The 23,843-nt window shown below is 52.6% G+C and carries 22 protein-coding genes; 14 read left to right on the forward strand and 8 right to left on the reverse strand.

Annotated elements, in window-relative coordinates; translation table 11 throughout:
- The coding region (locus H1D41_RS15095) for an adenosylhomocysteinase (RefSeq protein WP_228849775.1) at positions 1-77 on the forward strand (77 nt) is incomplete at its 5' end.
- Positions 78-163: 86 nt separating this feature from the next.
- On the opposite strand, the gene H1D41_RS15100 is transcribed toward H1D41_RS15095, so the two are convergent.
- A complete protein-coding gene (locus H1D41_RS15100) occupies positions 164-2,404 on the reverse strand; it encodes a glycosyltransferase family 2 protein (protein ID WP_228849694.1) in 2,241 nt (746 codons plus the stop codon).
- A 172-nt stretch (positions 2,405-2,576) separates the two neighbouring features.
- Here H1D41_RS15100 and H1D41_RS15105 point away from each other — a divergent pair, with 172 nt between their 5' ends.
- From H1D41_RS15105 to H1D41_RS15115, 3 genes are read left to right on the forward strand one after another with little or no spacing between them, the layout of a single operon-like run.
- Positions 2,577-3,581: an NAD-dependent epimerase/dehydratase family protein gene (locus tag H1D41_RS15105; protein ID WP_228849695.1), complete on the forward strand. Its 1,005-nt coding sequence runs from the start codon at positions 2,577-2,579 to the stop codon at positions 3,579-3,581.
- Between the two features lie 27 nt (positions 3,582-3,608).
- Positions 3,609-4,931, forward strand: a complete 1,323-nt coding sequence (locus H1D41_RS15110) for a UDP-glucose dehydrogenase family protein (RefSeq protein WP_228849696.1) — start codon at positions 3,609-3,611, stop codon at positions 4,929-4,931.
- Between the two features lie 42 nt (positions 4,932-4,973).
- A complete protein-coding gene (locus H1D41_RS15115; protein ID WP_228849697.1) occupies positions 4,974-6,149 on the forward strand; it encodes a GSCFA domain-containing protein in 1,176 nt (391 codons plus the stop codon).
- Positions 6,150-6,212: 63 nt separating this feature from the next.
- Here the strand turns inward: H1D41_RS15115 and rfbA are convergent, their stop codons facing one another.
- The 6 genes from rfbA to H1D41_RS15145 all read right to left on the reverse strand — a co-directional run bounded on the left by rfbA (position 6,213) and on the right by H1D41_RS15145 (position 12,662).
- On the reverse strand, positions 6,213-7,085 hold the full coding sequence (gene rfbA, locus H1D41_RS15120; protein ID WP_228849698.1) for a glucose-1-phosphate thymidylyltransferase RfbA: 873 nt from the start codon (positions 7,083-7,085) through the stop codon (positions 6,213-6,215).
- Positions 7,086-7,116: 31 nt separating this feature from the next.
- Complete coding sequence (locus H1D41_RS15125; RefSeq protein ID WP_228849699.1) at positions 7,117-8,085, reverse strand: glycosyltransferase family 2 protein; 969 nt, start codon at positions 8,083-8,085, stop codon at positions 7,117-7,119.
- 72 nt (positions 8,086-8,157) lie between these two features.
- Positions 8,158-9,753 carry a class I SAM-dependent methyltransferase gene (locus H1D41_RS15130; protein WP_228849700.1) on the reverse strand — a complete coding sequence of 532 codons (1,596 nt, stop codon included), beginning with the start codon at positions 9,751-9,753 and terminating at the stop codon, positions 8,158-8,160.
- Positions 9,754-10,101: 348 nt separating this feature from the next.
- A complete protein-coding gene (rfbB, locus tag H1D41_RS15135) occupies positions 10,102-11,145 on the reverse strand; it encodes a dTDP-glucose 4,6-dehydratase (RefSeq protein ID WP_228849701.1) in 1,044 nt (347 codons plus the stop codon).
- A complete protein-coding gene (locus tag H1D41_RS15140; RefSeq protein ID WP_228849702.1) occupies positions 11,142-12,254 on the reverse strand; it encodes a DegT/DnrJ/EryC1/StrS family aminotransferase in 1,113 nt (370 codons plus the stop codon). The genes rfbB and H1D41_RS15140 overlap by 4 nt, the downstream gene beginning before the upstream one ends.
- Positions 12,255-12,266: 12 nt before the next feature.
- A complete protein-coding gene (locus tag H1D41_RS15145; protein ID WP_228849703.1) occupies positions 12,267-12,662 on the reverse strand; it encodes a sugar 3,4-ketoisomerase in 396 nt (131 codons plus the stop codon).
- A 158-nt stretch (positions 12,663-12,820) separates the two neighbouring features.
- Between H1D41_RS15145 and H1D41_RS15150 the strand changes: the two genes are divergently transcribed.
- From H1D41_RS15150 to H1D41_RS15180, 7 genes are all read left to right on the forward strand, one after another.
- Positions 12,821-13,672, forward strand: a complete 852-nt coding sequence (locus H1D41_RS15150; RefSeq protein ID WP_228849704.1) for a glycosyltransferase family 2 protein — start codon at positions 12,821-12,823, stop codon at positions 13,670-13,672.
- A gap of 580 nt (positions 13,673-14,252) precedes the next feature.
- Positions 14,253-14,969, forward strand: coding sequence for a hypothetical protein (locus tag H1D41_RS15155; RefSeq protein ID WP_228849705.1), 717 nt, complete (start codon positions 14,253-14,255; stop codon positions 14,967-14,969).
- Positions 14,970-15,145: 176 nt separating this feature from the next.
- Positions 15,146-15,772: a zinc uptake protein ZrgA gene (zrgA, locus tag H1D41_RS15160; protein WP_228849706.1), complete on the forward strand. Its 627-nt coding sequence runs from the start codon at positions 15,146-15,148 to the stop codon at positions 15,770-15,772.
- A 2-nt stretch (positions 15,773-15,774) separates the two neighbouring features.
- Positions 15,775-16,470, forward strand: a complete 696-nt coding sequence (locus tag H1D41_RS15165; protein ID WP_228849707.1) for an ABC transporter ATP-binding protein — start codon at positions 15,775-15,777, stop codon at positions 16,468-16,470.
- A complete protein-coding gene (locus H1D41_RS15170; RefSeq protein ID WP_228849708.1) occupies positions 16,467-17,717 on the forward strand; it encodes an ABC transporter permease in 1,251 nt (416 codons plus the stop codon). The genes H1D41_RS15165 and H1D41_RS15170 overlap by 4 nt, the downstream gene beginning before the upstream one ends.
- Positions 17,717-18,235, forward strand: a complete 519-nt coding sequence (locus H1D41_RS15175) for a DUF3299 domain-containing protein (RefSeq protein WP_228849709.1) — start codon at positions 17,717-17,719, stop codon at positions 18,233-18,235. The genes H1D41_RS15170 and H1D41_RS15175 overlap by 1 nt, the downstream gene beginning before the upstream one ends.
- Entirely contained in the window at positions 18,229-18,732 is a 504-nt protein-coding gene (locus H1D41_RS15180) for a DUF3299 domain-containing protein (RefSeq protein ID WP_228849710.1), read from the forward strand. Before H1D41_RS15175 ends, H1D41_RS15180 begins: the two co-directional genes overlap by 7 nt.
- Positions 18,733-18,774: 42 nt before the next feature.
- Here H1D41_RS15180 and H1D41_RS15185 read toward each other — a convergent pair whose 3' ends face one another.
- Positions 18,775-20,196 carry a mannose-1-phosphate guanylyltransferase/mannose-6-phosphate isomerase gene (locus tag H1D41_RS15185; protein ID WP_228849711.1) on the reverse strand — a complete coding sequence of 474 codons (1,422 nt, stop codon included), beginning with the start codon at positions 20,194-20,196 and terminating at the stop codon, positions 18,775-18,777.
- A 301-nt stretch (positions 20,197-20,497) separates the two neighbouring features.
- Between H1D41_RS15185 and gmd the strand changes: the two genes are divergently transcribed.
- The 3 genes from gmd to bioB all read left to right on the forward strand — a co-directional run bounded on the left by gmd (position 20,498) and on the right by bioB (position 23,835).
- On the forward strand, positions 20,498-21,622 hold the full coding sequence (gmd, locus tag H1D41_RS15190) for a GDP-mannose 4,6-dehydratase (protein WP_228849776.1): 1,125 nt from the start codon (positions 20,498-20,500) through the stop codon (positions 21,620-21,622).
- 4 nt (positions 21,623-21,626) lie between these two features.
- Positions 21,627-22,586 carry a GDP-L-fucose synthase gene (fcl, locus tag H1D41_RS15195; protein ID WP_228849712.1) on the forward strand — a complete coding sequence of 320 codons (960 nt, stop codon included), beginning with the start codon at positions 21,627-21,629 and terminating at the stop codon, positions 22,584-22,586.
- Between the two features lie 175 nt (positions 22,587-22,761).
- On the forward strand, positions 22,762-23,835 hold the full coding sequence (gene bioB / locus H1D41_RS15200; RefSeq protein WP_228849713.1) for a biotin synthase BioB: 1,074 nt from the start codon (positions 22,762-22,764) through the stop codon (positions 23,833-23,835).
- Positions 23,836-23,843: the final 8 nt, after the last annotated feature.

Genomic DNA, 23,843 nt, shown 5'->3' on the forward strand with positions numbered 1-23,843 from the left:
CGCTGTCTGAGGAACAGGCGTCCTACATCGGCGTCACACCAGAAGGCCCTTTCAAGCCAGAACACTACCGCTACTAAGAGTCATAAAAAGCCAAAGAAACAGCCGCCATCTGGCGGCTGTTTTTGTTTGCAAAAGCTGACTGTGTGCAGCCTGAACTGAAAACCTAATGTTGGGTTTCCGTTTTTTCCACTGTGAAGAAGAAGTCTTCTGCTAAGTCCTTCTCTACCACTTCATCGGGTACGGAGGCCGGACCGGCGAGGAAGACATTCATCCCGAAATATTTGTGCATTCGTGACAAGCGCTGAAGGCGAGGGCTGTTCAGTTCTTCATAGAAGGCCGCATTTGCCGATGTTGCACGCAACTCGTTGATTTTCTCACGGTGTTTGCGCACAGAATATTCATGGGCGGCGGCAATCTCGGGATCAGACATGAGCTTTTCCAGCTCTGCACGCAGGGCCGGAAGCATACGGTGAATACTGCGGTCCTCATCGCCATTGTTATTCATCCGAAACCAATAGGCGAGACCCTGATCCCGTTCCACATGGTTCACCCGTCCGCGGTCTCGTTTCACGAGGAAGCTTTCTGAATTGCGCACGGCATAATGGTTCAGTGACACAAGATCATAGCCCCAGGTAGAAGTCGTGGAACGCCAGGCATTACGATAATCTTTCTGGGGCATCGGTTTGCCCGACCCGTTCACCCAGTTGATCTTATCGTAAAGCTGTGCATTCAGACCTTTGGGCCGATGCACGCCCATTTTCTTGAAGATACCAAGATTGCGATAAAGGGTTTTGAACCCCCAGGCCTGATGCGGACGGGGGCAGAATTCCGGGGCGCACAGTGTATAGGCCTCGGTGGTCAGTTCATCCTTGAAGTCTTCCCGATCACCATTGCCAAACAGCCGCCAGGTCATGGAAATCATATTCATGTCTGGCAGCGCTTCAAACAGACTTTTCAGAGTGCCATCCCCGGTTTTGATCGTGATGAATTCATCCACGTCAATATGTGTCAGCCAGTCGCTGGTCTGAACGGTTTCTTCTTCCATGGCGGCAAACATGGCGGCGTGCTGGGGTTTCAGCCCCATTTCACGGAAGGGATTCTGACGGTGCTGCAGATAGCCTTTTTCCTGCAACAGATCAAAGAACGTATCCGTGCCGTCATTACAGTCATTGGTGTAGACGTAGAAATCAGTCACCCCGATCACCCGGTGATAGGCGAGCCATTCCAGCAGGAACGGGCCTTCGTTTTTCATGCAGGTGACAAGGGTGACAGAACCCTCACGGATCTTTTTGGGTGCGGTTAACTTGGGTGGCAGAACCGGCTTATAGGCCAGAAGGTTTTCAGAGAGGGATTTAAGGGCGTCGTCGACAATCAGGCTTGATTTTGGGGCCAGCTTCCCGGTTTCAACCCCCGGATGTCGGATCGCCATGGCGCGATAGAATTGCAGGGGTAAAGAGGTGCCTGGATGAGCTTTGGGAATGTTGCGTACGCGCCAACGTAGCTGAGGTGCGATACGTGAGGGTACAACACACCAACGCGGTAAAACACTGCTTTGATCAAACTGGCGACAGATGTGGTCACCGAAGCGCGGCAGGCCTTTGTCGCGGGATCTCCAGGGAAAACACAATGTTCCGGCCAGGGGCAGGAATTCTCCAGAGCTCTGCTTTGCCTCATCAAACAGGGTGCTGTCAGGAATGGGGGGAACAAAATCACTGACATCCAGGTTGGCCACTGCTGCAGCCTCATTCAGGTAGGCGTGGCGGGCGTATTCCCAGATTTGCATGGCGGCCAGCGGACTGGTTTCGGGATCTGCTTCAGGTAAATCCATCCGGTCCTTGCCTGGGGCAGTCGGGCAGTTAAACGGGTGTGTTGCAGGGGGCAGATCTGGTGCGCCGAGTGGTGCGTCAAACTCCAGGCAGATCAGCTTTTTCAACGCTTTGATACGCTTACTGCGACGAATAACTTCGCTTATCAGTTTTTCGGCATCGCCGCGGAAAAGAAGAAGTACGCCTTCCAGCCCATGATGTTCTACGTAGTATTGCAGCCACATCATCACAGATTTTGCGGCCTGGCCGTTCACCTCTGCGAAAAGCACGTTCATGCCCCGAAAAGCTTCGGTCTGGACTGGGCGGGGTTTCAGAACTTTCTTCTCTCCGGCGACGGAGATCATCAATGGTTCGTCTGGTTGCAGATCGTTGAGGAAAACAACGGGTGCATTGCCCAGGGTAAAGCGCGTTTCTTCGTTCAGGTTTTCGCTGAACTCAATATCTTCAATGTCGGTGTCATTTTTGAAGAAAGCTTTGGCACTTTGGTCATCAGTCAGGATGTCCAGCAGCGTCCCTGCGCGAAATGAATGGGTGGTGATACGTGTATGTACGCGAGAGGCCGTGAGATTTTCAGACATACATTCGTACCTTATCATTTCAGAAAAACAAACTATCTGCCGTTTTATACTAGATGATTGCAGCATTGCCAGACCAAGGTAGGAAGGGATGAAAAAAACCGACACTTGTTGTCATTCCAAAAATCACCTACGCATAGGGTGTTAACAATGGTCGTTTTGTCGGAGCTTTTTGATGCCTGTTGCTCTCATCACCGGATCTGCCGGGTTCATTGGTTTTCATCTTTCAGAACTGCTGCTGAAATCAGGATATAAAGTCATCGGTTTTGATGCGATGACGGATTACTATGATGTATCCATGAAAACAGATCGCCATGCGCTGCTGGCGGAGTACCCGGAATTTGTAGCGGTTGAAGATCGTCTGGAGCGGGACGGCGCGCTTATGGATCTGATGGCGACCTATAAGCCCGATGTTGTTGTGCATCTTGCTGCGCAGGCAGGTGTGCGTTACTCAATCGAGAACCCGGAAAGCTATGTTGAAGCGAACCTTATAGGTACGTTCCGTTTGCTGGAAGCGGCGCGCGCCCATCCCCCGCAACATATGCTTCTGGCCTCAACCTCATCTGCCTATGGGGCGAATACGGAAATGCCCTATTACGAGACCCAGAAGGCTGATCACCAGGTGTCTTTCTATGCGGCCACGAAGAAGGCCAATGAATCCATGGCCCATTCTTATGCGCATCTGTACGATGTTCCGGTTACGATGTTCCGGTTCTTCACGGTCTATGGCCCCTGGGGCCGGCCGGATATGGCGCTTTATAAGTTCACCCGCAATATCCTGAAGGGTGAGGCGATTGATATCTATAACCACGGCGATATGCAGCGTGATTTCACCTATGTCGAAGATCTGGTAATACGGATTAAATCCCTGCTGGATCGGGTGCCTGTTTCAGGTGAAGCGGTCAGCGAACGTGACAGTATCAGCCCTGTTGCCCCTTATCGCGTGGTCAATATTGGTACCGGCGCGCCACAGCAACTGCTTGATTTCATCACTGCGATTGAAAGAGCTCTCGGCAAAGAGGCCATTCGCAATTATATGGATATGCAGCCTGGGGATGTGCATGCGACCTGGGCGGATACCGGCCTTCTGAACGATCTGATCGGGCAGGCGCCGGTTACGGATATTAATGTCGGGGTCGGGGCCTTTATTGCCTGGTATCGCGACTATTACAAAGTTTGAACGGATGAAGAGTAAAGGATCCTCCTGATGCGTATCGCAATGATTGGAACCGGTTATGTGGGCCTTGTCTCTGGTGTCTGTTTCTCAGATTTCGGCCATGATGTGATCTGTGTCGATAAGAACCCGGAAAAGATTACCAGCCTGAATAACGGTGAAGTGCCGATCTATGAACCGGGCCTGGATGAACTTATGGCGAAGAATGCCGCTGCCGGCCGTCTGAGCTTTACCGAAGATCTGACCACCGCTGTAAAAGAGGCGGATGCGGTCTTTATTGCTGTTGGAACGCCTTCACGCCGTGGCGATGGTCACGCGGATCTGTCTTACGTTTATGCGGCAGCGGAAGAGATTGCCGGAAATCTGTCCGGCTATACTGTGGTTGTGACGAAATCCACCGTGCCTCTTGGGACAAACCGTAAGGTGCGCCAGATTATCCGCAAAGCAAACCCGGATGCGGAATTCGATGTGGCTTCTAACCCGGAATTCCTGCGTGAGGGGGCCGCGATTGATGACTTCATGCGTCCGGATCGTGTGGTTGTCGGTGCCGAAAGTGACGACGCAATTGAGGTGATGAACGAAATCTACCGCCCGCTTGCGCAACGGGATTTCCCGGTTCTGGTCACTGGATTGGAATCTGCGGAAATGGTGAAATATGCCGCCAATGCCTTCCTTGCGACCAAAATCACCTTCATCAATGAAATTGCCGCGCTTTGTGAACGTACCGGCGCCGATGTTGCAGAGGTTTCCAAAGGTATGGGGATGGATGCACGTATTGGTCCGAAGTTTCTTCAGGCAGGGCCAGGTTATGGCGGGTCATGCTTTCCGAAAGACACCTCAGCCCTGGCACGTATTGGCCAGGATCATGCGCGCCCCATGCAGATCGTTGAAACCGTTATTCAGGTGAATGAAGCGGTGAAACGCAGCATGGTCGACAAGCTGTTGGATCTTTGTGACGAGAATTTTAACGGCAAGAAGGTCGCAATCTTTGGCGCGACGTTTAAGCCTGACACGGATGATATGCGCGACGCGCCCTCGCTGACGATTGTTCCTGCTCTGGTGGGGGCTGGTGCAAAAGTGCGTATCTGCGATCCTCAGGGGCAAAAGGAAGGTGAAGAGCTTTTGCCCGGGGCCACCTGGCATGAGAACCCTTATCAGGCGGTACAGGGCTGTGATCTTCTGGTGGTATTGACGGAATGGAATGAATTCCGCGGCCTTGACCTGAAGAAGGTCGTGAAGAAAATGAACACGCCGCACCTAGCGGATCTGCGCAATATCTATGATGAAAAAGATGTCAAACGCGCCGGATTTACGGCGTTGCAGCCTGTGGGACGTCAGGGCTTCAGGAAAGAATAATTCTGTTCCAGGTTCACCAGTGGGGCGTTGAAAGGAAAAAACATGTGCGCTGCGAAAGCAATCAATCATAACTTTCAGACGACTACGAAGAAAACCCGTGAATTCAGGACATGGTTTCGTGGTGACCACACACATTTCAATCCGACCCGGGCGCAGCTGGTGACAGTGGGCGGCGTTCCTGAGTATGTGCTGAAAGGCTGGTTGCCGGAAAAACCCCTGATTAAGCCAGATACACAGATCACAGCTTTTGGGTCCTGTTTTGCGGCCAATATTTCCAATTGGTTATCCGGACGAAATTTCCGGGTGTTGAATAAGGAAGAAGATGCCAAGCGCGCTTATGTGGTAAGCTGTGGTGAAGGCATGGTAAATTCCTTTGTGATCCGGCAACAGTTTGAATGGGCCTGGGAGGACAAGTGTTTCGATCAGCCGCTATGGCATGGGTATAACGCCCAGGATTACGGGTATGATCCGGAGATTCAGGCAGAAACCAAACGCATTTTCGACGAAACAGATGTGTTTATCCTGACCTTTGGCTTGTCAGAGGTCTGGTATGACGAACCTACAGGAAATGTCTTCTGGCGTACCATTCCGAAAGATGTCTACGATCCGAAACGGCATAAGTTCCGGGTTTCTACTGTGGGTGAAAACCGTGAAAATCTGGAAGCAATCTATAAGTTGATCCGCAAGCACCGCCCGGATGCCAAAGTGATCATGACGCTGTCCCCTATCCCGCTTATTGCGACGTTCCGGGATAACTCTTGTCTGACATCAAATTCGGTGTCCAAGGCCGTTCTGAGAGTGGCGATTGATGAAACCGTGCGCAAGTTTCAGGATGATGGCTACCTTTATTACTGGCCTTCATATGAAATCGTAACGGACGTTCTGCAGTTGCCATATAAGCCAGACCGTCGCCATCCACATATTCCCGCACTGAATTACATTATGACATTGTTTGAACATGTATGGTGTGAAGCTGGTGAAGATAACCCCCCGCCGTCTTTGGAAGAAGCCTGGATTATTGCACAATCCGTGTCCGGCATTCTGCCTGCGGAACTGGAAGGAATTATTCGTCACAAACGTAAATGGAGGTTGCGTCAGATGGTAAACCGGGAAGAGCCTTTTTCATCTGACCCGGAGCTTGATGCGGTCTTCCGGGCACATTTGCGAGAAACTCTGAGCAGGTGGGATCGTGAGTCAGTCACTGACGATCCCACCTGATTGGGTGCGGAACAGGACATAGAGGCCTGTTCTCAATGGAAAAGTAATATGGAGCTTGCGACGTCAGAGACGCGCAAGGTTTTCAAGATAGGCGCCATATTCGTTCTTTTGGTACTTTTTGGCACTTTTCAGCAGTGTTTCCCGGTCAATCCACCCGCGTCCAAATGCGATTTCTTCAGGTGATCCGGTTTGCAGGCCCTGACGTTTTTCAAGGGTGCGTACAAAATCACCAGCATCCAGAAGGCTGGTATGAGTTCCGGTGTCCAGCCATGCAAATCCGCGACCCATGCGTTCGATATTCAACCGACCTTCAGCAAGGTACTGATCCAGCAGGGATGTGATTTCCAGCTCATTCCGTGAGGAAGGTTTTACCTGGCGTGCTTTTTCTGGTGCGGTTCCATCAAGGAAATACAAACCGGTTACAGCAAAGTTCGTCGCAGGCTTTTCCGGCTTCTCTATGATTGATCGGACTGCGCCTGTTTCATCGAAATCTACAACACCGTAGCGTTCAGGATCTGTGACCTGGTATCCGAAAACAGTACAGTCAGTACGCCGGTCAGCGGCCGCCAGAATATCTGTCAGGCCCTGTCCGAAGAAGATGTTATCCCCCAGGATCATGGCGGAAGGTGCGCCATCCAGGAAATCTTCAGCAAGAATGTAAGCCTGAGCAAGCCCATCAGGGCTTGGCTGTTCAATCCAGGTAAGCGACATGCCCCATTGGCTGCCATCCCCCATCAGGCGTCGAAACTGTGGGCCATCTTCCGGTGTGGTGACCACAGCAACCTCGCGGATTCCGGCCAACATAAGAATCGAAAGCGGATAGTAGATCATCGGCTTATTGTAGACCGGCAGAAGTTGCTTTGATACCGCTTCGGTGATTGGATAAAGCCGGGTGCCAGATCCGCCTGCGAGAATAATGCCTTTACGTTTCGTCATAGCTGGTTGTCCTCCGGACAGGCTGTGTTTTTCAGGTGTAACCCACAATGTTTTCCAGGCAATGGATATAGAGATCCCGCATAGCCGGATTCTCTAGTTCAGCACTAAATCGTTTCTGATGTCTGCCGAAAGACCGCTCTGTAAGTTCCGATAGCTGATTTCCCGCCATGGCATCCATTCTGGCCATTTCTTCCTTCAGCTTTGCGCTGCGGTCAAACAGCACAGAATCACTTTCTGAATTATAGTTATGTATGTCCCAGTACCGGGTGTTCACCTGGTTCTCGACCTGATGCGCGCGACCTCTTGCAACTTTCAGAGTGAAGCTTTGGGCGTCTTTAATGATGTAGTGATTTACCTGCGCAAGCGCCCGATTTCCCGGATCCATGCTGCGCCAGTCTTCAAAGCGGAACGTGCCTTTTGGCATTCCGGAACCATTTACAAAGGTCGTGTCCTCATGGTTTTCTTTCGGGACAGGACGATGCACGCCTGGTCTGCGAAAGCGATCCGGACGAAAGAGAGCTTTATGTGGGGAAGGGGCTTTTGACACCCGATCATGTGCTTCTGCACCAATAAAGCGTTCGGTGACCAGAGATGGGCTCATCTTTGTCTGAAAGCTGCTTCCAAAGCGTTTCCAGTTGATGAAAACCTCGTCGGTTTCAGGTAGGGCGTCAATAAGGGCCTGAATGGTCTGGTCCCCGGTGTTAACAACCAGGAATTCATCCATATCCAGTGCCATTACCCAATCTGCATTCTGGTATTCATCCAGGAGGGTGACACGTCTGTAGGCGCGGACCTGATGCATATTCGGGTCTGCATCGTTGTAGAAATATCTGATTGCCCCAATGCTTTCCAGCACCTTGAGGATAGCATGTGTCAGATCGGATGAATCGTTCTGATACACAATAATATTATCGAACCCAACAAGGCGATGATGGGCAACCCATTCCCAGAAAAATGGCCCTTCATCTTTGGCAATAGTGACAAGAGTTGTGGCGTGCATGTCTGACCTTCTGTTTTTACGGAGTTCTGACCGGTTCACATTAGGAACCGGCCAATCATCGGCGTTACAGAGTTATCGTTTATTCACGACCAGAACCTGGTCTTTCCGGCGTTTATCAAACTGCGCCTGATAGACGAAACAACCGGAAATATCGTGACGATGGGCATTGAAAGCCGCAGCAACTTCCGGATCTGAATGGCTGAAGACGCCTGTTTTCAGATAGGTCTGGAAGAAGTCTGCCGTTTTGGTGATACCCGGCTTTTCCATCACGTCAGGCTGCCAGCGAAGATCTTCGATAACATACAAGCCACCGGATTTGATCTTTGGGAAAAGTTCCAGGAAGCCGTTTTGCTGGTGGTGTGACGCATGGCTGGCATCATCAATGATGATGTCAAATTCTTCCATTTCCTGTGTGGCATTGCGGATATTTTCGCGGGTATCCATGTCACAACGATGGAAGGTAAACCGGTCATCTTTAAACCAGCTGAAATCTGATACATCCAGCCCGTGGATATGAGCTTTGGTAAAATACTCAAGCCAGATACGGATTGATGGCAGGTCGGTGGTTTCACGATCTGCGTGGTTTCCGTGTTCCGGACCACCGATCTGCAGGCCCATTTCAAGGAAATCAATTTTCCTTTTACGGTAAGGCAGGAAGAGCATCTGATAAAGCTCAGTGTAACGGTGCTTGTTAGACCCTTTGTCAGAGCCGTACTGATCCGCGAGATCAGTCAGGTTTACCTGACCGCGTCCGTATTTCTCGGATGCGGGGACTGGTTCGGTCAGCGGGGCAGATACCTGAGCCGGAGCAGTTTCCTGGACAGCGGCTTCTTTCTGTGCGCGTGACATTGGCAGTGGGGCAGCAGCCGGATCAATGTCATGTTTCACCAGAAGTTGACCCAACAGGCTTTTGCGATGTGGTGCGCCGCCTTCTTTTTCAACAAGGCGCGCACGCATACGGCGGCCATAAAGGTGAACTGAATAGGTATCTTCTGTTATATAAGGAGACGTATCAAAGTTCCGCTTCAGCATCATGCGGCGATCTTTGAACGTGAAGGGATATAGTCCCTCCTGAGGCAGAGCGAATTTTGCTTCGCCGGTTTTGTGAAGGAAATGCGTTACAGCATGTGGGCCCCAGACGCCCCAGGGCTGTTCGCTTGCGTGAACAGGGTTGCCCGCGTCCTTCTTTTCCTGAAGTTCGCGTTCGTATTCTGGCCCATAGTAGCTTGGGATCGCAAATTCATCGCTGGTGAATTCCAGAAGCTCGCGCAGAGTTTCGCTGTCTGCAGGCAGGCCCAGAACACCACCGTTGATGTGGGTTTTGGATTCCCAGCCATAGAAATGCCCGTTGGGTGTTTCAAAGGGTTTCATGCAGTAGGCGTCGGTATCTGCCCAGATCGTATTCTGGCTTTGCTCCAACATTTTATAGCGGAAAAGGTCTGAATGAAGCGCAGGGCTGCCTGTGCGTTCGTGCTTCAGGAAATTTTTCTGTGGCAAAATTGTATTGGCGTCTGCCAGTTCAATGCCGGCCGGTACATTTTGTAGTGGGCCGTAGTGGTACAGAATTACTTCATGCCCCGCATCTACAAAGGACTTCATGCAAAGCTGTTCCAGAAAGCTTAGCGAGCCTTCCATCCACAGCGCTGAGATTGTCGGAAGTGAAGCCATTGTAACTCGCTCTCTGCTAAAATCGTGATTGGCTATCCTTACTATAGGATCGTTGGTGAAGGCAAATGGCGAAATCAGGGCGTTTTTGCGTCTGTTGTAAGTGATGCCTGAAGTACACAGATAGCGTGATGTAGCTGGGTTAAACTGCAGAAAGTCGCCCGTAATCTGCAGGCCATGACCTGTGTTTGGTTCTGGCTGTTGATCTGCTTTCAATTGCCAGGAACGGCGGCAGTTTGTGTCGCTATGATATTAAGGAACAGCTTTGGTCTGAATACTGGCCAGAACTTACCCCCTCACAACGTATGTGAAGGGGTTTTAGGGGGGCGGTGCAAAGCTGTTTTTTTTGTTTTACTGGCTGGCGGTCCCGAGGCGGCTTCCAACGCCGTCCCGGTCTTGCAAAGCTTTCCACCAGGTTTCGTTTTCAAGATACCAGGTAACGGTTTTGGTAAGGCCTTCTGCAAGTGTGACGGATGGCTTCCAGTTCAGTTCATTCATGATCTTTGACGCATCAATTGCATAGCGCATGTCATGCCCCGGCCGATCTGTAACAAATGTAATTAGATCGGCATAAGGATGTGGCCCGGGACGCATGTCGTCAAGTATGGCGCAGATCATCCGGACAAGATCAATATTGGTAGCTTCGTTGTTACCGCCAATATTATAACTTTGCCCTATACGCCCTTCAGTTGCGACCTTTATCAATGCCTCGGCGTGATCTTCGACGTACAGCCAGTCCCGCACATTAATGCCATTACCATAGATGGGGATCTCTTTGCCGGCGAGCGCATTCAGGATAACCACCGGGATGAGTTTTTCTGGGAAATGATAGGGCCCATAATTATTAGAGCAATTGCTAAGCACCGTTGGTAGCCCATAAGTGCGCTGCCATGCGTTCACCAGGTGGTCACTGGCAGCTTTTGATGCGGAATACGGGCTGCTTGGATCGTAGGGGGTTTCTTCATGAAACAGCCCTTCGGTGCCAAGGCTGCCGAACACCTCATCTGTAGAGATATGATGAAATCTGAAGCTGTCAGGCTGTCCCCGGCTGGTCCAGAAACTGCGGGCAGCTTCCAGCATATTATAAGTGCCGGAGATATTCGTTTCGATAAAGGCCGACGGGCCATCTATCGAGCGGTCTACATGGGATTCCGCTGCAAGGTGCATGACGACATCCGGGTGAAAATCTGCGAAGGCCTGATCCAGGGCGGCGCGGTCGCGGATGTCACATTGCAGGAAACTGTAATTGGGGGAATCTGCAATAGGTGCCAGGTTTTCAAGGCAGGCTGCATAAGTCAGGGCATCTAGGTTCAGAACTTCATGTCCGACAGAAATTGCGTGCCGGATAACGGCAGATCCAATGAAGCCAGCGCCGCCAGTGATAATAAACTTCATGATTTGCTCCCTTTTCCGAAGAAGCTGCGAACGGATTTAACGATATGATCCGTAGCCTCTTCTGACTGATGAGGGCTGATAGGCAGCGAGAGTACTTCTGCAGCGATTTTACTGGCTTCAGGGAAGCGAGATGCCTGATCGGAAAACTCCTGGTATGCTGGTTGTTCAAAGCAGGCACGGGGGTAATGCGTTACGGTCTGCACTCCGGCGGCAAGCAGGTGATCTGCAAGTGCCTGGCGTTGTTCTGTCCGAATGACATAAAGGTGCCAGACAGGATCAGCGAAATTTGGAACGGCTGGCAGGGAAAAAGGCAGGTCAGAAAGGGCGTCGGAGTAAGCGACCGCAATGGTTTTGCGGCGCTCGTTCCATTCGTCCAATACCCCCAGTTTTACTGAAAGCACGGCAGCTTGAAGGGGATCGAGACGGGAGTTTCCGCCCGGTAATTCGTGATTGTATTTTTCACGCGATCCGTAATTTCCCAGCATCCGGATCTTTTCTGCAAGTTTTGCATCATTGGTGGTGATCCCGCCGCCATCGCCAAGGGCGCCCAGGTTTTTCCCGGGATAAAAGCTCCAGGCGACGACATCTCCGTGTGCGCCGATCCGCTGCCCTTTATAGCGGGCACCCTGTGCCTGAGCAGCATCTTCCAGAACTTTCAGCCCGTGTTTGCGGGCGACTTCTGTAATGGGTCCCATATCTGCGGGCTGGCCGTACAGATGTACAGGAATGATGACTTTGGTTTTATCAGTGATCGCAGCTTCGATTTGCGCCGGATCAATATTGAACAGCCCTGGTGCGGGTTCTACCGGAACCGGTGTTGCACCTGTCTGAGAGACGGCAAGCCATGTGGCAATATAGGTATGTGAGGGGACGATGACTTCGTCTCCGGGGCCGACATCCATGGCGAGCAAGGCAAAGCGCAAAGCTTCAAGGCCGTTTCCCACCCCGACGGCAAATTTCGCGTCGCAATATTCCGCAAACCGGTTTTCGAATTCAGTAACTTCCGGGCCGCCAATATACTGGCCTGAATGCAAGACACGTGTCATTGCCGCCTGTAGTTCAGCTTCCAGTTCCAGCGTTCCGGCGCCAACATTCAAAAAAGGGATCATAAGTAATAAACCTCAGAGTTCTTCGATATCAAAGATATAGTCATCGGGATCATAGGGGTGGGATGCCAGTACAAGGCAAACGGCATCTGACGAAAATTCAGTCAGTTCCCGCCAAATTCTGGGGCACATATACAGACCCTGATCGGGACGAGTCAGGCGAATTTTCTTTTTCGCATTTCCGTCATTAATGGTGATGGTGAAAGATCCGGAAATTGCAATGATCAGTTGTTCCAGTTCTTTGTGAGCATGGAGGCCGCGACTGACATCATCCGGCGCGTCGTAGAGATAATAGACGCGTTGAATGTCAAAAGGCAGATGTTCACCTTTTTGTACAAAGGACAGGCTTCCGCGAGGATCTGAGAATTTCGGCAGATCGATAAGTCTGCATTCTTCAATCGATCTTCGCATACTGTACCCTTTGTGCTTCACTCGTTTATATTGTCACTTGGTGCGGGTGATTTACTTCATGCCCCTTTGGATCTTATGTATGATTTTCATCTGGAACTCAAACCGCAGATTAGATGAAGACTGTAGTTTAATAAGAACTAGTACAATCAGGACATAGCATGTCAGATAAAGATACCGAAAGTAATCCGGAAGTCGTGTCATTTGCGGTGATCGCTTACATGCAGGAAGACTCTGTCAGGGGCGCGATTCAGGCTGCATTTGATCAAACGCATTCCCCACTGGAAATTATCTTGTCAGATGATTGTTCTGGTGACCGGACGTTTGAAATCATGGAAGAAATGGCTGCCGCCTATCAGGGGCCCCATAAGATCCGTCTGAACCGGAATGAAAAAAACCTTGGGCTGATTGGCCACGTGAACCTGTTGTTTGAACTGGCTGAAGGGACGTTGATCATTCCCGCTGCCGGCGATGATCTTTCCATGCCTGACCGGGCAAAAATCCTATACGAGGCGTTTGAGAAAGACCGGCCATTTATGATGGACACGCCTATTTTTCAAATGGATCAGGAAGGTAACATTGTGGGGGGCGTTCATAGTCGGGCCGCCGAGGTTGCCGGACATACGACCGAAAAGGCGGCTCACACGATGCGATCTGTCATTGGCGCTTCGGCTGCCTGGAGCAAAGAGATGTATGATCTGTATGGCCCGATCACAGAACCCGGAACCTATGAAGACGCGGTATTTTATTTCCGGGCAAAACTGGCAGGGCGCTTTCTGCATGTTCCTGAACCCCTGGTGACGTATCAAAAGGGTGGTATGTCCTGGCAGCGGGCGGCGGATGAACGTCTTGCGCGCCTGAAAAAATTTCGCCTGCGTGTCGCCACCTGGAAACAACGTCGCAAAGATCTGCGCACTTTCTGTCATCATGTGGAAAATAAGTTGATGGATGCAGAAGCTGCGACACTACCTTCTATTGAACGCCTGGAGCGCCTTGTAGAAGGGAAGCACTGAACGTTTTCCAATTTTGAAATTCTTGATCCGTTGCGCACGCAGGCAACGGATATGTTCGCTTGTGCAATCAGATATGGCTGCTGTTTTCAGGGTTGTGTTGGCCTTGCTGTTGCAGGTTGTTGAGCTGGTCTCACTGGCGTGCGCACGATTAAGAATATTGCAAATTTTATTCAGGATTTTCATTGGTGAGCTTTTCAGCGCAGAGCTGTGAGCGCCCGATGTTGTAGCTGAAGTACTGATTACCTGGCGGCCAGCTGCACCATGGGGTGGGGGGTGTTCCTTGTTGGGTGTTCAGAAACTCAGCGCGGCATCCGTAAGCGAATGTCAGAAGGAAAACCGGAATGAAGCAATCAATGGTATGTCAGCTGTTTCAGGCAAGCAACACGGTCCCGGCGGAAATGTCGGGCAATACACAACACAAGAATATGGACAGTTTTCCATCCGATGACGTCTGCATTGTGGATGTACGGTTTCGGGCTGTTGAACAGATGACATGTGCCCGGACTGCCATGGCGGTCAGCGTCAATTCGTGTGGAGTATGACCATGCCTGGATTGGGAATAGGACTTACAAAATCAGCAATGCGGAAACGTTCTGGCGGATCGTCAGTGTTTTCGCCTTTGGCAATATCCGGATTGATTGGTTGGTATGATGCTTCTGACTATAATAGCCTGACAATCGACAATGGACGTGTGACCGAAATCAGCAATCGTGTTTCCGGCGGTTTGCCACTGAAATCTCTGGGGACGCATGGGACAAGTGCACCCGTCTATGACCCTGCGAATACGCTTGCGGGTGGAAATCCTGCATTGCTCTGGGCTTTGGGTGAAGAGTGTGGGCTTGAACTGTACCACCCTGTCCTGGATCAGGCGGTGGAGACACCGGTGGCCGACATGTTTATTGTATGTGCCTACAAGGAAGGCGTGGATGCAGATTTTGATGGTTACACAAGGCTGATCGCTGATGCTGCGGATCATACTATTTGCCAGGGACAGCCGGGCAGTAACGGGATCCGTGCGACAAGTACATTGCAGCGTGCTTCAAAAAACGGGGCTTCGTTCTCGGCCTCGCTGCTGCCATTGCCACTGTCTGTACTTCGTTTTTCCGCGGCCAACCAGGGGTTGACTGATTTCAGCGTTTCAAGTTTCGGACGGAAAGAGGTTTCATCGCTTTCCCAATCCTGGGATGGGCCGATCTGTGAAGTGCTGGCGTTTTCAGCGCCTCTTTCCCCCCCGGATATTGAGCAGGTCAGTGCTTACTTTCACAGTAAGTGGGGGATTGTGATGAATGGATTGTAAGGGCTATCTCAAATGCCGATGTTGGTTCTTCGTGTATCGGACAGGCGTTGGTTTTTAAGCAGAGGTGATGAGCGGGGAAAACCGCGCAGAATGTTCGGTGCTTTTGTATTTTCTTGTTGTGTTATAAGATAACAATTATTTTGGCGGCAAAGTAAACAACTCCGAATGGATCTGACATGAGACAGACTTTTCCTCTTATCATCGCCCTGGCCGCTACCCCAGCTTTCGCACAAGAAGCCCGCCAGATGGATGCGCATGAACATGGCACGGGCCGCCTGAATATTGCCGCAGAAGGCAATACAGTTGCGATGGAACTGCATGCGCCGGGCGCAGATATCGTAGGGTTCGAATATGCGCCGGAAAGTGACGCGGATCAGGCGAAGGTTGCTGAGGCTGTTGAGGCGTTGGAAGCGCCACTTGATCTGTTCGTTCTGTCGGAGGCTGCTGGGTGCCGCGTGACAGAAACTTATGCTGCGCTGGAACTGGAAGGCGAAGACGCGCATGAGGACCATGAGGCGCATGAAGAAGAACATGACCACGAAGAGGGTCATGAAAGTCACGATCATGAGGAAGATCACGATGATCACGAAGTTCACGCTGCTGAGGCTGGCCATTCAGAGTTTCACGCAGAATACAGCCTGACCTGCGAAAATCCTTCTGCGCTGACCGGGATTGAGTTTGCTTACTTCGCGCAGTTTGAAAACGCTCTTGAACTTGAGGTTCAGGTTGTGACAGCTTCCGGGGCACATGCCTTTGAAGTGACGCGCGATGCGCCGCTGCTGGCCCTGGAAGGATTGTTCTGAAGGTGACACAACCTGTTCTGCAACTGACAGACCTGCACTATCGCTGGCCCGGTCGGGAAGGTTTCGCCCTTTCTGTGCCGGGCTTTTCTGTGGTTGCCGGGGAAAGCGTTTTACTGCTTGGGGAAAGCGGATCGGGTAAGTCTACGCTTTTGTCCCTGATTTGTGGCACGGTGAAAGCGGATCGCGGCCTGGTTCAGGTGGTGGGGCAGGATCTGGCGGCGCTGTCGGGCAGCGGGCGGGATCGTTTCCGGGCCGAACAGATCGGGGTGATCTTTCAGCAGTTTAACCTGCTGCCTTTTGGCAGTGTGGCGGATAATATCCTGCTGCCCCTGCGCTTTGCCCCTGCCCGGCGTAAACGGGCAGGTGTGGTGAAGGATACGGCGCGGGCATTGTGCCAGGCGCTTGGCTTGCCGGATGCGTTGTTTCAGGCGAAAGCAGGGATGCTGAGTGTCGGGCAGCAGCAACGGGTTGCGGTGGCACGCGCTCTGATCGGTCAGCCGCCGCTGATTATCGCGGATGAGCCAACCTCAGCACTGGATGCCAACAGCCAGGCGGCGTTTCTGGATTTGTTGTTTCGGCAGTCAGAGGCGCAGAAATCGGCCCTTCTGATGGTCAGTCATGATCCGCGCCTTGGTGAACGCTTTGATCGGGTTGTGGATCTGTCAGACGTTGCAGGCATCACAAGGGGGGCAGCATGATCTTTCGATTAGCACTTGCGTCGTTGCGCGCCCGCGCCCTGACTGTGGGCATGACCATGCTGGCGATTGCCCTGTCGGTCGCCCTGTTTCTTGGCGTTGAAAAAGTACGCACCGGCGCAAAGGCCAGTTTCGCAGACACAATTTCCGGCACCAGCCTGATTGTTGGGGCGCGCTCTGGTTCTGTGCAACTGTTGCTGTATTCCGTTTTCCGCATTGGGAATGCCACGAATAACGTCACCTGGGAAAGCTATCAGGACATTGCTGCGCGACCTGAGGTGGACTGGATCGTGCCGATTTCACTGGGCGACAGTCACCGACAGTTCCGGGTGATGGGCACGATTGTTGGCTTCTTTGAGCACTACAAATACCGCCGGGGCCGTTCACTTGAAATGGCGCAGGGCGTGGTGATGGATGACCTGTTTGATGCGGTGATTGGTGCAGATGTCGCGGCGACCCTGGGTTATAGCGTGGATGATCCGATTGTTGTTGCCCATGGGCTGGCATCCTTCACAGAACATGAGGATCAGCCATTTCGCGTCGCGGGGATCCTTGAACGCACGGGCACGCCTGTCGACCGAACCGTGATCGTTAGTCTGGAAGCGATTGAGGCGATCCATGTGGATTGGGGTAACGGTGCGAAAACCCAGGGACAAAGCACGCCAATTGATGAAATCCGGCAGATGGATCTGGAGCCCGGGGCGGTTACAGCAGCACTGATCGGCGTGAAAAGCCCATTGCAGACTTTTGCCCTGCAACGTGCGATCAATGAATATCGTCAGGAACCGCTTCTGGCGATCCTGCCGGGCGTGGCCTTGCAGGAACTCTGGGGTATTGTTGGTATCGCGGAAACGGCCCTGTTGGCGGTGTCAGCGATGGTGGTGGTCACAGCGCTGATCGGGATGATGGCAACACTGTTTTCCAGCCTGTCAGAACGCCGCCGCGAAATGGCAATTTTCCGCGCCATGGGGGCGACGCCCGTGACAGTGCTTTCGCTTCTGGTGCTGGAAGCTATGGTGACCGCAGCGGTTGGCGCGGTCCTTGGGCTTGGCTTGCTTTACCTGGGGCTTGTGGTTGCACAGCCGGTGGTCGATGCGGCTTTTGGCCTGTGGCTGCCGATTGAGGCACCGGGACTGCGTGATATGCTGGTCTTACTGGCAGTGGTTCTGGCAGGCGCGATTGTCAGCCTGATCCCGGCCATGCGGGCCTATAGAATATCCCTTGCGGATGGAATGATGGTGAAAACATAATGGCAGATCCGAAACTGACTCTCAGCCGCAGGCAGGCGCTGACCCTTATGGGATCTGGTGTGATTATGCCTTCCACGGCCTTTGCGCAGGACGCACGGGAAATCACCTGGGATGATCTGATCCCGCCGGGCACACCTTATTCAGAGATCATCGGTGAAGGCGAAATGGATGAGGCAACAGATTTCTGGGCCCCGATCTATGATGAAAATGGCATCAAGCTGAATGAAACCCTCAGCGGCGCGTATATCCGGATGCCGGGCTTTGTTATTCCTTTTGAAATGGATGCCGAGGGCGTTACCGAATTTATGCTGGTGCCCTATGTCGGGGCCTGTATTCACACGCCGCCCCCACCCGCCAATCAGCTGGTGATGGCGACGGCGGCAACACCCTGGCCGTCGGACGAGTTGTGGAATCCTGTCTGGGTGACGGGCAGGATGCAGACGCAGTTGCAGGATACGGAACTTGGCCAGACCGGCTATTTCATCCAGGTGGATGAAATGGAGGTCTATGTATGGTGAACACTTTCACGCGTCGTTTTATGCTTTCTGGTCTTGCTTTTTTCGGCCTTTCCACCGGCTTGCGTGCGGAAGAGAAATTCATTGATCTGAACTGGAAAGATCTTCTGCCTGGCGATGATGATGTGGTTGCTGCCTTTCAGGGGATCATCAATCATGACGATGTGCCGCTTTCCAGCGAGCAGCCCGCGTCAAGCGGTGTGCGCAGCGACTGGAATGGCATGGTCGTGCGCCTGCCCGGGTATATCGTGCCAATTGATCAAAGCGCTGACGGCGTGACCGCCTTCCTGCTGGTGCCGTTTGTCGGGGCCTGCGTGCATGTGCCCCCGCCCCCGGCGAACCAGCTGGTCTTTGTGACCAGTTCCATCCCCTACCCCAGCAAAGGCCTGTTTGAGGCCGTGAATGTCACCGGAATGTTCGGCGTATCATCAATGCGCGCGCAGGGGGCAGAGATCGGTTATGCACTGTCCGCTGATCGTGTCGAACCCTTTGTGTATTGAGTTTTCCAACCGGCTTTCTGCATGTGATCGGTTTGGCGTTGTTCAAGTCACCTGGTCGCGCGCATAGACATCTTCATAGCGTATGATGTCGTCTTCGCCCAGGTAAGAGCCTGTCTGGACTTCAATCAGAACCATTGCGACTTTGCCGGGGTTTTCCATCCGATGAACCGCGCCAAGAGGAATGTAGACCGACTGGTTCTCAGAAACGAGCTGTACTTCATCATTAATCGTGACTTTCGCGGTGCCTTCGACAACGATCCAGTGCTCTGCCCTGTGGTGGTGGCTTTGCAATGACAGCGCGGCCCCCGGATGGACGACAATGCGTTTTACCTGGAAGCGATCACCAATCGCCAGGCTTTCATACCATCCCCAGGGTCTGTGGGCTTTCGGAAAGGCCCGAGCCTGGGGTGCGTCTTTGCCCTTAAGTTCATCTACGGCCTTTTTGACGTCTTGCGCGCGATCTTTATGGGCAACCAAAACAGCGTCTGGCATGGCGACGGCAATAATATCTTCCAGACCAATGCCGACAATAGCCAGGCCTTCCGTTTCGGATCGCAGCATAGAGTTTTCACAGTCGATCGCGGTTGCGGCCCCGGTCAGGGAAAGCCCGTTTTCAGCAGTTTCGCGCCAGACAGAGGCCCAGTCCCCCAGGTCAGACCAACCTGCGCCAAAGGGTACAACAGACAGGTTTTTTGCCTTTTCCATAACAGCGTAGTCTATGGAAATTTTCGGGGATTGTTCCCACGCATCCTGTGCGAGGCGTACGAAGCCCAGATCGGGGTGTGCGCCCGCGACAGCTTCCTGCACAGCTGTAAGCATTTCGGGTTGATATTCGGCAAATGCGCTGAGGATAGATTTAACTGAAAACAGGAAGATTCCAGCATTCCAGAGGAAGCGCCCTTTTGCCATCATTTCTGTGGCGCGTTCGACATTGGGTTTTTCGATAAAGCCGGACAGAGCCACGGGGCCGCTTCCGTCCCCTGGCTCTTGTGCAAGTTCCAGGTATCCATAACCGGTTTCGGGGCGATCAGGGGTAATGCCAAATGTCACAAGCTGACCACCTCTGGCGGCAGGCACGGCTGTATCCACAGCGGCCTGGAATGCAACGGTATCCGGAACCACGTGATCCGAGGGTGCCACCAGCATCAGTGTATCAGCATCTTTTTGTGCCAGGTGAACCGCCGCTGCAAGCACCGCAGGGCCGGTGTCACGTGGCGAAGGTTCAATCAGGATCGCACCCGGATCAATTCCTGTGTCTGCAAGTTGTTCGGTCACGATGAAGCGGAAATCATTCGCAGTGACAACCAGCGGGTTCGTGTATGCGTCGCCATGCAGGCGTTTCGCTGAAGCCTGAAACAGACTTTCCTGCCCGATCAGCGGGGAAAATTGCTTGGGATAGCTTTTGCGCGACAGTGGCCAGAGTCTTGTTCCTGACCCGCCACAAAGCAGAACTGGCGTAATCATACTTTGCCTGTTTTGTTGCTTGCTGTTACCATTTCGTAAAACGTACGGTCAAATATACACATCTTTCTGTTTGTGTCATGGGATCATAGCGGAAATTTCGGTGAGGGGCTATAGTCTGACTCAAACAGGCTGCGCGGGTAAGCTTGCGTTTTCGGAAGGTTCCGTGCAACGCATGTCAGAAGAAATTGTCTCGGGCTACATATATTTATTTCGTCGAGAGATGATTGCATAAAACCTGAAGCCGGTGGGCGCACACTGGTTTGTAAACTTAAATATGAAGCGGTTGCAGATGCCTGAAACAATAAAACGAGCTCTCATTACCGGAATTACAGGGCAGGATGGGTCATATCTTGCCGAATTTTTGCTTGAAAAGGGCTATGAGGTGCATGGGGTTAAGCGTCGTGCATCTTCTTTCAACACCCAGAGGATCGACCATATCTACGAAGATCCGCACATTAATGGTGCGCGTTTCAAGTTGCATTATGGTGATCTGACAGACGCTTCCAATCTGACACGGATCATTGCTGAGGTAGAGCCTGACGAGATCTATAATCTCGGTGCACAATCCCATGTCGCGGTTAGTTTTGACAGTCCGGAATATACTGCGGATGTGGATGCGATGGGCACGTTGCGCTTGTTGGAGGCAATCCGTTTCCTGGGATTTGAAAAGAAAACGCGTTTTTTCCAGGCGTCCACGTCTGAACTATATGGTCTGGTGCAGGAAACACCGCAGCGCGAAACCACACCGTTCCATCCGCGTTCTCCCTATGCTGTGGCGAAACTTTACAGTTATTGGATCGCTGTGAACTATCGTGAAGCTTACGGCATGTATGCCTGTAACGGCATCCTGTTTAACCACGAAAGCCCGCGCCGCGGTGAAACCTTTGTAACCCGTAAAATCACACGTGGCCTGGCCAATATCGCGCAGGGACTGGAAGATTGTCTTTATATGGGTAACATCGACGCGCTGCGTGACTGGGGCCATGCAAAAGATTACGTGCGCATGCAGTGGATGATGCTGCAACAGGATGAGCCAGAAGACTTTGTGATCGCGACTGGCAAGCAATACAGTGTGCGTGACTTTATCTCCTGGTCCGCGCGGGAACTTGGGATTGAGCTGGAATTCAACGGTGACGGCACGGATGAAATTGCACAAGTCGCGGCCATCACCGGGGGTAACGCCCCTGCCCTGAAAGTGGGTGATGTCGTGATGCGCATTGACCCGCGTTACTTCCGTCCGGCCGAAGTGGAAACCCTGTTGGGGGACTCGTCCAAGGCCAAAGAAAAATTGGGCTGGGTGCCTGAATTTACCGCCCAGCAGATGTGTGCTGAAATGGTGTCTGGCGACCTCGTGACGGCACGCCGTCATGCGTTGTTGAAGGCGCATGGGTTGGAACTGCCTGTTGCGGTCGAAGATCAGGGGTAAGCCGATGCAAAGGGTTTTTGTTGCCGGGCATCGTGGCATGGTCGGAGGCGCGATCAGGCGTCGCCTTGAAGTACGCGGAGATGTGGGAATTATCACCCGCGACCATGCGGAACTGGATCTGACCAGCCAGGCAGATGTGCGTGATTTCATGCAGGCAGAGCGCCCGGATGTGGTGGTTCTGGCGGCGGCTCGCGTGGGTGGCATTCATGCCAACAACACCTATCCGGCAGATTTCATCTACGACAATCTGATGATTGAATGTAACGTGATCCATCAGGCCTTTGCCGCCGGTGTGCAGAAGCTTCTGCAATTGGGGTCGTCCTGCATTTATCCGCGCGATGTTCCACAGCCTATGGCAGAAAACGCCCTGCTGACCGGGATCCTGGAATCAACAAATGAACCCTATGCGATTGCGAAGATTGCCGGGATCAAACTGTGCGAAAGCTACAACCGCCAGCACGGGGTGGATTATCGCAGCGTGATGCCTGCCAACCTTTACGGGCCGGGTGACAACTTCCATCCGGAAAACAGCCATGTGTTGCCTGCACTGATCCGTCGCTTTCACAATGCTGCGAAAGATGGCCTGGAAGAGGTGCAGATCTGGGGGTCTGGAAGGCCGCGCCGGGAATTCCTGCATGTAGATGATATGGCCGAAGCTTCGCTTTATGTGCTGGACTTGCCCAAACCGGAATATGAGGCAAACACAGAACTGATGCTCAGCCATATCAATGTGGGCACCGGGGCCGACGTGTCGATTTACGAGCTGGCGCAGATGGTTGCGGATGTTGTCGGATTCAAAGGAAAAATCACAACCGACCCCAGCAAACCCGACGGCACGATGCGTAAGCTGATGGATGTCAGTCGTCTGGCGGGTATGGGGTGGCGCGCAAGGATTTCTCTGCCCGATGGCCTGCAGCAAACCTATGACTGGTTCCTTGAGCATCAGGATGACATTCGCGTCTGATCCGGAAAAACCGTTTCTTTCCATGGCCCTTCGCAGTGATGCGGGGGGCTTTTTGTTTCGCGTCTATTGATGATTTGTTGATTATAGATAATTTTTGACGTGTGGTTTGCCTGGTTGACGTTTTATCTATATTGAAAGTTTCCACCACCAGAGTAATGCAGGCAGGGCGCAGATCATGACGAAAGATCCAAACATCCGGACGAACTGGACGCGGGAAGAAGCAGAAAAAATCTATAATCTGCCCTTCATGGATCTTCTCTTTCAGGCGCAGACCATGCATCGCACCTATTTTGATCCAAATCAGGTGCAGCGCAGCAAGCTTTTGTCGATTAAAACCGGCGGCTGTGCCGAGGATTGCGCCTATTGCTCCCAGTCCGCGCGCAACGGTTCTAAACTGTCCGCCAGCAAGATGATCGAAGTGCAGCGCGTCATTGCCCAGGCCCGCAAAGCCAAAGAAGGCGGTGCGACCCGCTATTGCATGGGTGCCGCCTGGACCAGCCCGAAAGAACGCGACATGGCGGCGTTGACGGCGATGGTTGAGGGTGTGAAAGACCTTGGCATGGAAACCTGCATGACCCTTGGTATGCTGGAAGATGATCAGGTGATCCGTCTGCGTGACGCAGGGCTGGATTATTACAACCACAACATCGACACGTCCGAACGGTACTATTCCGAAATCATCACGACCCGTACTTTTGCGGATCGCATCGACACGTTGAACCGTGTGCGTGAGTCCGGGATCAAAGTCTGCGCCGGCGGCATCGTCGGTATGGGCGAACAGCAGATGGACCGGATTGACATGCTGGTGACGCTGGCCACGCTGGAAGGCCACCCGGATTCCGTGCCCGTGAACATGCTGATCCCGATCCCGGACACGCCGCTTGCGGATGTGGAGCCGCTGGACCCGATCGAATTTGTCCGCACCGTAGCGCTTGCCCGTATCCTGATGCCAAAATCCCATGTGCGCCTGTCCGCCGGTCGCACCGATATGTCGGATGAACTGCAGGCCATGTGTTTCTTTGCCGGGGCCAATTCGATCTTTGTCGGGGAAACTTTGTTGACCGCTGACAATCCGGAAGAAGACAAAGACAGCGCCCTGTTTAACAAACTTGGTCTGATCGCGATGGCAGTGGGTGAAGACGGATCTATCTGCGAAAAGAAACTGGTTTCGGATACGGCGCGTGACCTGTCCCAGGCCGTAGCGCAGAAGAACCCACCGATTCCGAACCTGATACGCTCTGCCGTATAAGCACCGCA

Origin of the sequence: Halocynthiibacter styelae (genome assembly GCF_016123485.1) — a bacterium.
Taxonomy (GTDB): domain Bacteria; phylum Pseudomonadota; class Alphaproteobacteria; order Rhodobacterales; family Rhodobacteraceae; genus Halocynthiibacter; species Halocynthiibacter styelae.

Excerpts from the sequence above, each read along its gene's own strand:
- H1D41_RS15100 (WP_228849694.1), bottom strand. The coding sequence starts at position 2,404 with ATGTCTGAAAATCTCACGGCCTCTCGCGTACATACACGTATCACCACC.
- H1D41_RS15105 (WP_228849695.1), top strand. The coding sequence starts at position 2,577 with ATGCCTGTTGCTCTCATCACCGGATCTGCCGGGTTCATTGGTTTTCAT.
- H1D41_RS15110 (WP_228849696.1), top strand. The coding sequence starts at position 3,609 with ATGCGTATCGCAATGATTGGAACCGGTTATGTGGGCCTTGTCTCTGGT.
- H1D41_RS15115 (WP_228849697.1), top strand. The coding sequence starts at position 4,974 with ATGTGCGCTGCGAAAGCAATCAATCATAACTTTCAGACGACTACGAAG.
- rfbA (WP_228849698.1), bottom strand. The coding sequence starts at position 7,085 with ATGACGAAACGTAAAGGCATTATTCTCGCAGGCGGATCTGGCACCCGG.
- H1D41_RS15125 (WP_228849699.1), bottom strand. The coding sequence starts at position 8,085 with ATGCACGCCACAACTCTTGTCACTATTGCCAAAGATGAAGGGCCATTT.
- H1D41_RS15130 (WP_228849700.1), bottom strand. The coding sequence starts at position 9,753 with ATGGCTTCACTTCCGACAATCTCAGCGCTGTGGATGGAAGGCTCGCTA.
- rfbB (WP_228849701.1), bottom strand. The coding sequence starts at position 11,145 with ATGAAGTTTATTATCACTGGCGGCGCTGGCTTCATTGGATCTGCCGTT.
- H1D41_RS15140 (WP_228849702.1), bottom strand. The coding sequence starts at position 12,254 with ATGATCCCTTTTTTGAATGTTGGCGCCGGAACGCTGGAACTGGAAGCT.
- H1D41_RS15145 (WP_228849703.1), bottom strand. The coding sequence starts at position 12,662 with ATGCGAAGATCGATTGAAGAATGCAGACTTATCGATCTGCCGAAATTC.
- H1D41_RS15150 (WP_228849704.1), top strand. The coding sequence starts at position 12,821 with ATGTCAGATAAAGATACCGAAAGTAATCCGGAAGTCGTGTCATTTGCG.
- H1D41_RS15155 (WP_228849705.1), top strand. The coding sequence starts at position 14,253 with ATGCGGAAACGTTCTGGCGGATCGTCAGTGTTTTCGCCTTTGGCAATA.
- zrgA (WP_228849706.1), top strand. The coding sequence starts at position 15,146 with ATGAGACAGACTTTTCCTCTTATCATCGCCCTGGCCGCTACCCCAGCT.
- H1D41_RS15170 (WP_228849708.1), top strand. The coding sequence starts at position 16,467 with ATGATCTTTCGATTAGCACTTGCGTCGTTGCGCGCCCGCGCCCTGACT.
- H1D41_RS15175 (WP_228849709.1), top strand. The coding sequence starts at position 17,717 with ATGGCAGATCCGAAACTGACTCTCAGCCGCAGGCAGGCGCTGACCCTT.
- H1D41_RS15180 (WP_228849710.1), top strand. The coding sequence starts at position 18,229 with ATGGTGAACACTTTCACGCGTCGTTTTATGCTTTCTGGTCTTGCTTTT.
- H1D41_RS15185 (WP_228849711.1), bottom strand. The coding sequence starts at position 20,196 with ATGATTACGCCAGTTCTGCTTTGTGGCGGGTCAGGAACAAGACTCTGG.
- fcl (WP_228849712.1), top strand. The coding sequence starts at position 21,627 with ATGCAAAGGGTTTTTGTTGCCGGGCATCGTGGCATGGTCGGAGGCGCG.
- bioB (WP_228849713.1), top strand. The coding sequence starts at position 22,762 with ATGACGAAAGATCCAAACATCCGGACGAACTGGACGCGGGAAGAAGCA.